Annotated in this window: 12 protein-coding genes; 2 read left to right on the forward strand and 10 right to left on the reverse strand. The window is 55.7% G+C overall.

The window, feature by feature from the left end; all coding sequences use genetic code 11:
* Positions 1-5: 5 nt before the first annotated feature.
* Genes gspK through gspC form a run of 9 tightly spaced genes read right to left on the reverse strand, consistent with a single transcriptional unit; the run spans position 6 to position 8,384 of the window.
* Positions 6-1,016, reverse strand: a complete 1,011-nt coding sequence (gene gspK, locus O1722_RS15400; protein ID WP_033486324.1) for a type II secretion system minor pseudopilin GspK — start codon at positions 1,014-1,016, stop codon at positions 6-8.
* Positions 1,013-1,672 carry a type II secretion system minor pseudopilin GspJ gene (gene gspJ, locus O1722_RS15405; RefSeq protein WP_033486325.1) on the reverse strand — a complete coding sequence of 220 codons (660 nt, stop codon included), beginning with the start codon at positions 1,670-1,672 and terminating at the stop codon, positions 1,013-1,015. The genes gspK and gspJ overlap by 4 nt, the downstream gene beginning before the upstream one ends.
* Positions 1,669-2,049: a type II secretion system minor pseudopilin GspI gene (gene gspI, locus O1722_RS15410; protein WP_015571001.1), complete on the reverse strand. Its 381-nt coding sequence runs from the start codon at positions 2,047-2,049 to the stop codon at positions 1,669-1,671. Before gspI ends, gspJ begins: the two co-directional genes overlap by 4 nt.
* On the reverse strand, positions 2,042-2,527 hold the full coding sequence (gspH, locus tag O1722_RS15415; protein WP_032670233.1) for a type II secretion system minor pseudopilin GspH: 486 nt from the start codon (positions 2,525-2,527) through the stop codon (positions 2,042-2,044). Before gspH ends, gspI begins: the two co-directional genes overlap by 8 nt.
* On the reverse strand, positions 2,527-2,976 hold the full coding sequence (gene gspG, locus O1722_RS15420) for a type II secretion system major pseudopilin GspG (RefSeq protein ID WP_003858352.1): 450 nt from the start codon (positions 2,974-2,976) through the stop codon (positions 2,527-2,529). The genes gspH and gspG overlap by 1 nt, the downstream gene beginning before the upstream one ends.
* A gap of 3 nt (positions 2,977-2,979) precedes the next feature.
* Positions 2,980-4,188: a type II secretion system inner membrane protein GspF gene (gene gspF / locus O1722_RS15425; protein WP_033486326.1), complete on the reverse strand. Its 1,209-nt coding sequence runs from the start codon at positions 4,186-4,188 to the stop codon at positions 2,980-2,982.
* Positions 4,188-5,666: a type II secretion system ATPase GspE gene (gspE, locus tag O1722_RS15430; protein WP_032653098.1), complete on the reverse strand. Its 1,479-nt coding sequence runs from the start codon at positions 5,664-5,666 to the stop codon at positions 4,188-4,190. Before gspE ends, gspF begins: the two co-directional genes overlap by 1 nt.
* Before the next feature lie 14 nt (positions 5,667-5,680).
* Positions 5,681-7,597, reverse strand: coding sequence for a type II secretion system secretin GspD (gspD, locus tag O1722_RS15435; protein ID WP_032653096.1), 1,917 nt, complete (start codon positions 7,595-7,597; stop codon positions 5,681-5,683).
* A gap of 13 nt (positions 7,598-7,610) precedes the next feature.
* Positions 7,611-8,384, reverse strand: a complete 774-nt coding sequence (gene gspC / locus O1722_RS15440) for a type II secretion system protein GspC (protein ID WP_050515863.1) — start codon at positions 8,382-8,384, stop codon at positions 7,611-7,613.
* A 258-nt stretch (positions 8,385-8,642) separates the two neighbouring features.
* On the opposite strand from gspC, the gene O1722_RS15445 reads away from it, so the two are divergent.
* Together O1722_RS15445 and O1722_RS15450 are read left to right on the forward strand one after the other, a co-directional pair.
* Complete coding sequence (locus tag O1722_RS15445) at positions 8,643-10,205, forward strand: ExeA family protein (protein WP_033486327.1); 1,563 nt, start codon at positions 8,643-8,645, stop codon at positions 10,203-10,205.
* Entirely contained in the window at positions 10,205-10,843 is a 639-nt protein-coding gene (locus O1722_RS15450; protein WP_033486328.1) for a hypothetical protein, read from the forward strand. Before O1722_RS15445 ends, O1722_RS15450 begins: the two co-directional genes overlap by 1 nt.
* Here the strand turns inward: O1722_RS15450 and O1722_RS15455 are convergent.
* Positions 10,840-11,463 carry a helix-turn-helix domain-containing protein gene (locus tag O1722_RS15455; protein WP_023303371.1) on the reverse strand — a complete coding sequence of 208 codons (624 nt, stop codon included), beginning with the start codon at positions 11,461-11,463 and terminating at the stop codon, positions 10,840-10,842. The two genes, O1722_RS15450 and O1722_RS15455, sit on opposite strands and share 4 nt — an antisense overlap.
* Positions 11,464-11,715 lie beyond the last annotated feature (252 nt).

Genomic DNA, 11,715 nt, shown 5'->3' on the forward strand with positions numbered 1-11,715 from the left:
TTTTCTTATTCAATCATTCGGTAACGACGCTGCCACGTCACGATCTCACCGGCTTCGTTATTCACCTGAAGCTGGCTGACCACGCGAAGCGTTAATTCATCGGTATTGCCGGTGTAATTCACGCGGAAGTACCGGCTGTTTATAGAAAATTGATCCGCCACCTGCGGGAGATCGTCTTTTAACTGCGGGAAGGCCTGCTCCAGCGCTTTGCTGAACGCTTCCATATTTTCCCAGCCCGATTCCGGACGCGCATCCAACAGGCGAACGGCGTCATCCCGCGTCAGTTTTCCGGGGAACATGGCAGCCAGCACGGCGGCCTGTTCCGGTTGCAGGGTGTTGACATCGACCTTGCTGGCAGCGTCCGGCAGCGCGCATAACAGCTTGCTCACCTTCGGATACGCCGTAACAGGGAACGCCGGCAGCAGTTTGATTTCCGCGATGCTGCGCATCATCTGATTTGCCGGTTGCCGCGCGGGCACGACGCCAGCCCACGCATCGCTTTCGGCCCCCTCCTTCGCCGTGGTGCTGTCACCATCGAGATAATCCACCAGCTGGAAATAGACCGCCTCCGCCGTGCCCGGGCTGAGGCCGCTTTCCGTCAGAAGTTGTTCAACAATCCGCGCTTTACGCGGTGTTTCCGCCACCGCGGGAGCGCTTTGCCCCTGGGGTGCGATGTCGGCGGTCAACAGGTTATTGACGTTAAAGCAGTCCTGCGCATCTTCCACCTGGCTCACGACCGTATAGTCCTCACCCTGCGTCTCCAGCGGCTGATGCCAGTCGCCGTCCAGGGCCAGCGGCTTGCTCTCGCCGCTGGCGTCGGTCTGTAACCGGTCCTTCACCACTTTTTCCTGGGTCTGCATCGCCCAGCGCAGCTGCTGCTGGCTTACCTGATAATGCGTTTTCTGCAAATTACGGCAGAACTGCTGGCTGATTTTGGCGGCCAGCGCCGACATCATCACCAGCAAAATCAGCACCACCAGCAGGGCGACGCCCTGTTGTTGACGGATCCGTTTCATGGTCTGGTCTCCGGCGAAGGCGCTGGCGCAGGGGCTGCGTCCGGGGTCGGCGCAGGCGCGTCGGCGGCTTTCTCTGGCGCTGCGGCAGCGGCCACCTCCGGCATATCACCCGGTGTAGTGAACACCCAGCGCCAGGTATCCCCGTTTTCCATCGTCAACGTAACCTCCACGCCGTCCGGCAGATGGGCGGCGTCGTGCCAGGCGGTCAGCCAGCCCTGACGATAAAACCGCCACTGCAATGATTTTACGCCGCTGACAATCGGCACCTCGTCAGGCTTAACGTCCGCCGGGCCGTCAATGACCGGCCAGACGTCGCGATACAAACGCCCCTCTTCCAGCCGCCAGCGCACGCGCTCCAGCTGGACCGTTCCGCTCACGCCATTCAGGGTGGTCAGTTCAAGAGCATCGCCCTCCTGACGAAACAGCTCCGGCTCATTACGCGGGGCGCGCGCCTGAAGCTGGAAAAAATCACGCTCCATCAGACTCCAGGCGCGCTGAAGCTGGTTGAGCTTTGCGGCGCTGGCATCGGTGGCCGAGCTGGTACGCATCGCGCCGTCCAGAATTTGCCAGGCCAGGGTGCTGATCACCGCGAAGATAGTCAGCGCAATCATGATCTCCAGCAGGGTAAATCCGCGCTGGCGTCGCGTTTTCTTCACTTGCTCTCTCCCGGCGGAATGATGCGCAGGGAGATAACCGGCTGGCTCTCATCGCTTTCTGCATATACGCGTAGGGTATTCGCCCAGACGTTGTCGGCGGTTTTCACCCGCTGCTTACGCCAGTTCCAGCTGCGCCCGCCCATGATTTCCGTCCCCTGCTGTTCAGCATCCGGGAAGTCGGTTCGGGTGAGCTGTGCTTCCGCCAGCTGATTTTCCGCCACCCAACTGGCCTGCAAGGTATCGGCCAGGCCATGGGTAAAACGCACGTTCAGGGAGACCGAGTTCATCAGTGCCAGCGCGGCGGTGGAGAAAATCACCAGAGCGACCATCACCTCCAGCAGCGTCATCCCCTTTTGCTTTTTGTTGCCGTTAGCCATCGTTTTCTACCGATACCGGCGCCGCACCGTGCGACACCACGCGGAAATGGTGCTGTTTGTCGTAACTTTGCAGCGTCAGCGTAAAGCGGCTGATTTCACCGTCCGGTAGAAAGATCACCTGCGGCTCGGACGCCACCGTCGCGGCCAGGCGCTGCGGCGAAAGCGACACGTGCATCTCTTCCGGAAAATCACCTTTGGTGGTAATACGTCCGGCAGATAATGGCACCCAGTGACGTTCGCCTTTTTTATCGGCGATCGTCACCAGCTGATATTTATCGGTGGCGATCACCAGCCCGACAATATTTCCGTCCATCACCGCACGGTCTGAACCATAATCAACGAGCGCTTTGAGTTGCTGGCCAAATATATCCGCGCCGCTGCGCGAAGGAATGGTGGAAACCACCATCATGGCGCAACTGGCAAATATCACCAGCGCCAGAATAATTTCCAGCAACGTAAAGCCGCGTTGATTTTTCATTATTTCTCTTTTTTATCCAGAGACCAGTTGGTAATGTCATCGGCGGTATTGGCTTCGCCGTCCGGACCGGCTGAGAAGACGTCCACCGCGCCGTGTTCACCCGGGCTCACCAGAAGATAATCATTGCCCCAGGGATCCTGCGGCAGGCGACGGATATAGCCGTCCGTGCGGTAGCCGTTCGGAATTGGCGCGATTTCAGGTTTGGTCACCAGCGCCTGCAACCCCTGCTCTGTGGTCGGGTAGCGGTGGTTATCCAGCTTGTACATATCCAGCGAGCCTTCGAGCGCGACAATATCGCTGGTTGCTTTTTGCGTATCGGCTTTTTCCTTATTGCCCATTAAATTTGGCACCACCATACTCGCCAGTACGCCGAGAATAACAATGACCACCATTAATTCGAGCAATGTAAAGCCCGCCTGGCGAGCCAGGTTTTTACGTTTTAAAGCCATGATTTAACCTACCATATTATTAAGTTGCAGAAGCGGTTGTAATATTGACAGAACGATGAATAAAACAATCGTCGCCATGGATACCACCAGCGCCGGCTCAAAGACCGACAGCGTTAATGTAATTCGATGTTGTAAGGCCGATTCCTGATTTTCCGCCGCGCGATCCATTAAATTACCTAATTCCCCGCTCTCTTCACCGGAGGCAATCATATACAGCATGGTGGGCGGGAATAATTTCGCCTGTTCCAGCGCCGCATACAGCGACGCCCCCTGGCGCACGGTGTCGGCGGCCTGCTCCAGCACCTGCCGGGCATAGCGGTTTTCAATACCGTCCATCGCGATATACATTCCCTCCAGCAGCGGCACGCTACTGGCCTGCAAAATGCTCAGGGTACGGATATAGCGGGCGCTGTTGATGACGCAGACCAGCTTTTTAATCGGCGAGCCGTTCACCAGCCAGCTGTGCCAGCGAAAACGGTTTTTGGCATTCCTCAGCCAGGTTTTGAAGCCGATAAAGCCGCCCCCCAGAATGCCCACAATATAAATGCCCCAGGCTTGCAGGAAATCACTGACCGCAATCAGCGTCCGGGTGGTGATCGGCAGCTGCTGCTTCATGTGGGTAAACTGCTCGATCACCTGCGGCACCACCGCCACCAGCAGGATGCTGATGACCGCGATGGCGACCACGGTGAGGGTTATCGGGTAGACCATTGCCTGCGTCAGCTTGCTTTTCATCTTCTGGCGCTGCTCGTTGTACTCCGCCAGCTTTTCCAGCACGTCGCCCAGGTGACCGGTTTTCTCCCCGGCCATCACCAGCGTGCAGTAAAGCTTGTCGAAGGTGCGCGGAAACTGGCTGAAGGCATCGAACAGGGTGTGGCCTTCCACCACCTTCTCGCGGATCTCCACCACCATCGCCGCCAGCTTTTTGTCTTCCGTCTGCTTCGAGATCGCTTTCAGCGCGCTCTCCAGCGGCAGCGCGGCGTTGACCAGCGTCGAAAGCTGACGGGTAAACATCGACAGCACCGGAGTAGAGAGCTTCACCCCGGTTTTCGCTTTCCCGCCAGCCGCCGTTTCGCGGGTTTCGGTGATGCTGACGGGCATCAGCTTTTGCTCGCGAAGCCACTGGCGAACCTGCTTCTGCCCCTCGGCCTGTAACGTCCCGCGCTGGGTTTTCCCCGCGGCATCCGTCGCCGTCCAGGCGTAGAAAGCCATTACGCATCCCCCCCACGTTCGGCGGTGACGCGCATGACCTCTTCCAGAGACGTCACGCCGCCGATCACCTTCAGCAGCCCGTTTTCACGCAGGCTGTAGGCATGCTTAAAAAGCTGCGTTTCGAGGGACATTTCGTCCTTATCTTCATGGATGGCGCGGCGCATGGCGCTGTCCACCACCAGGAATTCATGGATACCGGCGCGGCCCTGATAGCCGCTCTGACGGCAGTGTTCGCACCCCACCGCGCGGTAAATCGCGTCTGGCGGCGCGGCCATAAAGCTGAACAGCGCTTTTTCATTGGCGTCCAGCGGACTGGTGGTCCGGCAGTGCGTACACAGCCGACGCACCAGACGCTGGGCAATGACACCGAGCAGCGATGAACCGATTAAGAAGGACTCCAGCCCCATATCCCGCAGACGGGTTATCGCCCCTGCGGCACTGTTGGTGTGCAGCGTCGACATCACCAGGTGACCGGTCAGCGACGCCTGCACCGCAATCTGGGCGGTCTCACCGTCGCGAATTTCCCCGATCATCACCACGTCCGGGTCCTGACGCAGAATGGCGCGCAGCCCGCGGGCAAAGGTCATGTCCACGCGCGGGTTAACCTGCGTCTGCCCCACCCCTTCCAGCTCGTACTCAATCGGATCTTCCACGGTCAGAATGTTGCGTTCGTGGCCGTTCAGCGCCGAAAGAATGGCGTACAGCGTGGTACTTTTACCGGAACCCGTCGGGCCGGTAACGAGGATGATCCCGTGCGGGCGGTCGATCAGCCCTTTCAGCTTCTCCAGCTCTTCATCAATCAGCCCCAGCTTGTTGATGTCGGGCTTGAGATTGCTTTTATCGAGCAGGCGCATCACCACGCGCTCGCCGTACTGGGACGGAATGGTCGAGACGCGCACGTCGATGGCCTTGCGACCGATGCGCAGGGAGATACGGCCATCCTGCGGGAGGCGTTTCTCGGCGATGTCGAGTTTCGACATCACCTTGATACGCGACACCAGCAGCGGGGCGAGCTTACGCGCCGGTTGCAGCACCGGGCGCAGCACGCCGTCAACGCGAAAGCGTATGCTCAGGGTGCGCTCGAAGGTTTCGATATGAATATCCGACGCGCCGTCCTTCACCGCCTCGCCGAGAATGGCGTTGATCAGGCGGATCACCGGCGAGTTTTCATCGTTATCGAGCAGATCTTCGTTATCCGGGATCTCCTCGGTTAACGCCATCAGATCGATATCCGCGTCCATATCGTCCACCAGCTGCTGCGACACGCCGCTGCTCTGCTGCCAGATTTTGGCCAGCATCTCGTCAAACGCTTCCGGCGCCAGGGTAACCGGGACAAACGCGCATCCCAGCACCCGGCGCACCTCCAGCAGCGCTAACGCCGGGGTGTCCTCACGGATATAGACGTCATTGTTGTAAAGCAGAACGCCGTTTTCTTTTGCGTAGTTGCTGCTACACAGGGTTTTAGTCAGTTCGTCCACGTTTCCCCTCCGCCTTACTCTTTAAACGGATTGCGTGCCGCGTGGGTTTTCACGGGTGCAGTGCTGGCGGCAGGAAACGCTGGCAGTACGGCGTTGTCGCTCGGCTCGACAATACCGAGCTTTTTCTCTTCCACGCGCTGCATCTGGCGCACCCGGATCTGATCATATTTCTCTTTCGAGGCTGCGCTGTAGTTGTCGTCGTCACGCAGGACGGTGGTATGAATAAACACCATCAGGTTGCGTTTGGAAGTATCCTGCGAGGTGTAGCGGAACAGCTGCCCGACCAGCGGGATATCGCCGAGCAGCGGCACTTTGGAGACCGACTGTTTGGTCACATTTTCCATCAGGCCGCCGAGCACCACCGTCTGGCCACTGTGGACCATCACTTCGTTATTGATCGTGCGCGTGTTGAAGGTTGGGCCGAGGCTGGAATCTTCCGTTGCGCTGTTGTCGACGCTGGATACTTCCTGCTCAATCTTCAGGTGGATCATGTCGCCATCGTTGATTTGCGGCACAATCTTCAGCTTGGTCCCCACGGTTTTACGCTCAACCGAGTTAAAGACGTTGTCGCCGCTGGTGGTTTGCGAACCGGAAAGCACCGGCACATCCTGACCGACGTTGAACGACGCTTCTTTATTATCCAGCGTGACCACGCTTGGCGTGGAGAGGATGTCGTTTTTACCGTCGGTGGAGAGCGCGGTCACCAGCGCACCGAAATCACCGTTAAAGAAGCCGGTCGCAAGGCCCGTGAAGCTCGCCCCTTTCATGGTGCCATTTTTAATCTGGCTGATTGGCAGGCCGGTAGCGCCAAACTGCACGCCGCCGTGCTTGCTGGTCCACTGCACGCCAAGATCCAGGCCGTTGCCGTCCTGCACTTCGGCAATGATCGCTTCCACCAGCACCTGCGGACGGCGAATATCCAGCTTGTCGATCACCTTCTCCAGGGAGTTCATCACGTTAGGCTGCGCGGTGATCACCAGGGAGTTGGTCGACTCGTCGGCGGTAATATTCAGGTCGGTTGAGGCGCTCGCGGTTTTCGCTTTGGCCGCGCCCGGCTTGTCTTTCAGCTGCTCGCCAATCCCCGTCAGCACCGGTACCACTTTGGTGGCGCTGGCATATTTGAGGTAGAAGACGCGGGTGTTCCCCTCGTTATTCTGCTCGCGATCCAGCTGATGGATAAGGGAACGGGTACGCGCCCGCGCATCTTCCGAGCCGCTGATCACCAGACTATTGGTTTCGTCATCCGCCACCACCTTGGTCGCCAGCTGCGGCGCGTTCTGCCCTTTCTGCTCTTCGTTGTTGAGGTTGTTCAACATATCCGAAAGCTCTTTGGCAGAGGCAAAGCGCAGCGGGACGATTTCGCGGCGCTGAATACCGTCTTTATCGACGCGCTGCACCAGATCCACCAGTCGATTCACCACCGAGGCTTTACCGGTTAACAGCAGGACGTTGGACGGCTCAAAGTGGACCACATTCCCGATGCCGGTGGCATCGTTGAGCTGGCGCAGCAGCGGGGCCAGCTCGCGAACGGGTACGTTTTCCATGCGCACCACGCGGGTGATAATCTCGTCACCTTTGCCCGGGTTTTTGCTGTCTGCCAGCGGCGCACCGGCGGTACGCGCTACGCTTGAGCGCACCACTTTGACCATTCCGTTGTCCATCGGGATCACCGACAGGCCGTAGAGATCCAGCACGCTCAGGAAGAACTGGTAATACTCATCCTCCGTCAGCACGTTGTAGGTTCTGACCGAGACGGTTCCCTGGACGGACGGATCGACCAGAATAGTTTTGTTGAGATTGCGACCTACCGTATCGATAAACTCGCGAATATCAGTATTTTTAAAACTTGCGCTAAAGTTAGCTGCAAGCAGCGAACTGGAATATAACGACAATGCGGTCAGTGCCACGCACGCCCAGGGAAATTTTTTCATGTCTGCACACTTATTAATTGTTTAGAACATTAACCCGAATATTTTCAAGGTGAGCGTGACGTCGTACGATGACCTCCGCTTCTTTCATTTTCGACCAGTTGGCAATAATGCTTTTCGCTTTTGCTTCATCGGTCATATCGACAGAGTTAACCTGAATCGCCACATCGCCTTTTTCCAGACCTGACTGACTGTAAAAGGCGGAGGCATTCCTTGGGTTTATCCAGTAGCCTTCCAGCCGGCCTTTTTCAATGATGGGTTTTAACACCAGATAATCATCAAGATGCACACTCTCTGCGCCAGCATCTTTCGTCGTTTTTGTAACCGGGCCGCTCTCCACGCCCCCCTTAAAATAGTCCGGTTTATTTAACGCCAGTACCTGCGTAGCACCTTCATAATTAACCACCACATTATCTTTGTTTATTTCCTGAATAAATGCGTCGTTAAACCCGGCGAGCGGTTCACCCTCGCGGTAGCTTCGCTGGCCGCCCGGGGTTTTGATGACAGCGAAGGAGAGCCAGGCGTCATCACTGCGCACAATGCCTTCAATCTCCGCCGCCAGCGGGGGTTTTGCCGCAGCCGATAAGTTCTCCTGACGGACAGCAGCCGTAAAAAGCGTGAAGGGTTTGTCTTCGCGCGGTTTTTTCAGCGGCTGTAGGTCAGAATTAGCAAACTTATTCGTAACTTTTTTATAATCTTTAAAGGTGAGATAGCCTTGCTGGCCGCAAAAAATGAGCAGCAAAAACGTAATACAAGGCGTTATCCACCGTGACAGAAATGAGAACCTCATTTTTTATCCGGCCTATAGCAAAGCAAAAATAAGCAGCGTCATACTGCGCCAATATGGAGGAAAATAGTAATAAGCTGCTGCAAACGCGACCACTGACTTCGCCACCAACTTTCATAAAGAAAAATATTGACCGTATAAATTCCAGATGTTAGTCGCAGCCGGCTGGATATTTTTACTCTGTCTGCAAATTGACCGCTCAGGGGCATTACCTTACTTTCTGCTGCTGTTGCTATTCCTAATCAGAGACGGTAAGTCGTTATGTATCAGAGCCACTTTAATTTTAACAATCCGCCATTCAGGACAATCACTCGTTTATCCGGTGATTTTCTGGTGCCTTATCATCAGGACGTGTTCAACCTGCTGAAAGAGAAAACCCAGCTGGCGGGAATTATCGGGCTTTTTTGCGACGACGCTCCGCTTCTGGGTCAGTTCATCGACGCGCTTAAAGCCAGCAACCATACCGTTCTTGCCATCAACGCGTTTCCCAAACTGAGTGCCAGTAGCCTGCTGTACAAACTCAACCCGGGAACGAAAGCGATTAAAGATCGCATGCAGGCGGTGGATGCCGTCCTGCGCCAGTGGCAGGAGGGGAAAGCGAAATCCAGAGTAGTGACGATCGCCCATTCCGAAGCCATGAAGGAGAGCTGCCGTGAAGTCCTGGGAACGCTGCTTACGCGCGCCCAGGAGCTGAACTTCCGGCTAGCCGTGGTACTGACGGGCACTGCGGATCAGGAGATCCTGCTAAAGCAACCTGAACTGCGCGAATATACGCACACGCATCATGCCCTGCGCCCCCTGACCTGCCGTGAATACCTGAGCTATGTTCAGGCCCAGTGCGAAGAACACGGCTGCGAAAACTCGCCGTTGCCGCCTGCCCGCGTGCGCAAAATGCACACGCTAACCAAAGGCAACTTCAGCAATCTGAACGCGCTGGCGCACCTGTCAATGCTCGCCGCCTGGACGGAACGCGTGGCCCAGGTCAGCCCACGTCATTTACGTCTTGCGGCGGGAGAGATCCTGCCCGCCCAAAAACACGGTAAGCGCCTGGCGACCGTGGGGCTGTTTGCGTCCGTGCTGTTTGCCGCCTGCGGCTGGTATTTGACCTCATCGATCGGCGCACGCCTGCCGATCCAGCTGCCGGTGCCCGTCAGCTGGAAACAGCAATCGCTAAAAGTCGAAGCGCCCGTAGTGCCGGTTATCGACAACGAAATAGTTAATCAGCCGGATGCGATGCATCAGCTGTATCTCATGTGGGGGTATGACGCCTCGGCCGAAGATGCGCTGTGCCAGAACGCCGCCAAAGTGAACCTGATGTGTAAACAGGGGAACGCGTCGCCGGAGACGCTGGCGCAGGAAGGGTATCCGTGGGTCAGTGAACTGAAAACCAGCGGCCATCTTAACTATGCGGTGGTCGCCAGGGTCGGGAACACGTCCATTGACCTGTTAATGAATAACCGGACCTGGCAGGTGAGCCGCAGCTGGTTTAACCGGCACGCGACCGGCAACTTCACCCAGCTGCACCGCCTGACACCGGAAGGTAAAGACGCGATCGGCGCGGCCAGCGACAGCAAAGATATGGCCTGGCTGGATCAGCAATTAAGCCTGGCGCTGAGCCAGCCCGAAACGCATGCCCGGATCTGGACCACAGAGATGATGAAACGCACCCGCGAGTTCCAGCAAAAAATGCATCTGCACGTGGATGGCATCCCCGGCGAAGATACGCTGATGCAGCTGATGCGCGTGACCAACAGCACGCCGGGCGTACTGATTCAGGCCACCCGCACCGCCCCGGACGCGAAAATGCAGGAGAAGAAAGCCTAATGTCGACCATCTGTCTTGCGGCCCAGCGCAGCTATACAACCGGGGAAGCGGTCTGGTTTTCGTACCGTCTCCCCAGCCTGAAAAACGTATTCGGCAAAACAGCGTTATGGCTGGTCGGGCTTTGCGTCATGCTGGTTGTCGGCCTGTATATGCACGTCTACTGGAACCTGCACCACCCGGCGCCTGAACCGGTCAACGCCAGCGTTGCGAAACCGGAAACGCAGCTTTCGGATATGCATTACGTGTACGTGAGTAAACCGTTCCCGCATCCGCAGCCTAAAGCTGCGCCAGTGCCAGTTGATGTTCCATCGATGCAGGATCTGCCGATCAACAGTGATGATGGCGACTGGCAGCAGGCGCCCGACGGCGCGGTGCCACACGACGCCTCGCGGGATACCTTACCCGGGACCGAAGCGCATGAGTACGATAACGCTCCCGCCAGCACGGGCAGTGAAGAGTCATCATTAACGGAATTATTTAAGCAGGCGCTAAAAGAGCAGGAGCAGGATTATTCTCAAGGAAAAATTCCCGCGCCGCCGGTTGACGAAACGCAGGATAATTCACAAGCCAGTGTAAAAAACAGTGGAAATAGCCGTTCTCCTTTCAGTAAAAAAGGAGACGGCGGGAGCAGGTATTAATATTTTTCAGGCAGTGCGGTAAGGTTAAGCAGTCGACCTTTTTCCACCACAATATATTGACCCTTTTTCAGATCGGAGAGGATTTTAATAATAGTGCTACGTGCCAGGTTAGTGTATTCCTGAATGTAATCATAAACGTTAATATCACGCTGTTGTTGAACAATCAGGTCGTTAATCTCATATAAAAATTCGCGGACAACGGAATACGCACTGCGGGCAACCAGAACATCATCACGTTTGCTCAGCATGCAGATGTACCAGGAAAGGACTTTGGTCAGTTCTGGCCACAGATTTTTTTCGGTCATCAGCTGGGCGAAGACCTCTTTCTTGATCGAGCGAACAACCGTATTCGTCCGAACAAGGCCGTACATATGGGTGGCGCTGTAATACATTGACGACAGGCCGAAAATGCATTGCCCGGTGACGGTGAACATGCACAGTTCGTCAGATTCACGTCGAAATTCGACTTCACCGCTGACGATAATATGAATATAGCCGGAATCAGAAGTGGAAATTTTCTGCCATTTTTTTAATGTTCTTTCTTCAACGCCTGAGGTTGCAGAAATGATCTTTTCCATTTCATGTTGCGGACGTAATTTTTTTCCATAGATGCTTAACATGGTTATACCCGATTTAAGATGTGATTTTTAAAAAGCATGGCAACGGCATTCATACCGAGCCATAAATATTTTTCCTGATGAAAACGTCAAGAATAAAAATAAAAGTGTGAAGATTTTTTATTCGCCAAATTACTTAGCGTGCTATATGTCCATCTTAAATCCGGATAATTTTAAGTCAATTAACTAAAAATGAAATGAGTTTGTACTTAAGATTAATCTGATAGAAACTTGCTAAAATATACTCATTCGGGG

The organism is Enterobacter cloacae complex sp. HYC003_NIDB (assembly GCF_056673375.1).

Excerpts from the sequence above, each read along its gene's own strand:
- gspF (WP_033486326.1), bottom strand. The coding sequence starts at position 4,188 with ATGGCTTTCTACGCCTGGACGGCGACGGATGCCGCGGGGAAAACCCAG.
- O1722_RS15450 (WP_033486328.1), top strand. The coding sequence starts at position 10,205 with ATGTCGACCATCTGTCTTGCGGCCCAGCGCAGCTATACAACCGGGGAA.
- gspG (WP_003858352.1), bottom strand. The coding sequence starts at position 2,976 with ATGGCTTTAAAACGTAAAAACCTGGCTCGCCAGGCGGGCTTTACATTG.
- gspD (WP_032653096.1), bottom strand. The coding sequence starts at position 7,597 with ATGAAAAAATTTCCCTGGGCGTGCGTGGCACTGACCGCATTGTCGTTA.
- gspC (WP_050515863.1), bottom strand. The coding sequence starts at position 8,384 with ATGAGGTTCTCATTTCTGTCACGGTGGATAACGCCTTGTATTACGTTT.
- gspI (WP_015571001.1), bottom strand. The coding sequence starts at position 2,049 with ATGGCTAACGGCAACAAAAAGCAAAAGGGGATGACGCTGCTGGAGGTG.
- gspK (WP_033486324.1), bottom strand. The coding sequence starts at position 1,016 with ATGAAACGGATCCGTCAACAACAGGGCGTCGCCCTGCTGGTGGTGCTG.
- gspH (WP_032670233.1), bottom strand. The coding sequence starts at position 2,527 with ATGAAAAATCAACGCGGCTTTACGTTGCTGGAAATTATTCTGGCGCTG.
- O1722_RS15445 (WP_033486327.1), top strand. The coding sequence starts at position 8,643 with ATGTATCAGAGCCACTTTAATTTTAACAATCCGCCATTCAGGACAATC.
- O1722_RS15455 (WP_023303371.1), bottom strand. The coding sequence starts at position 11,463 with ATGTTAAGCATCTATGGAAAAAAATTACGTCCGCAACATGAAATGGAA.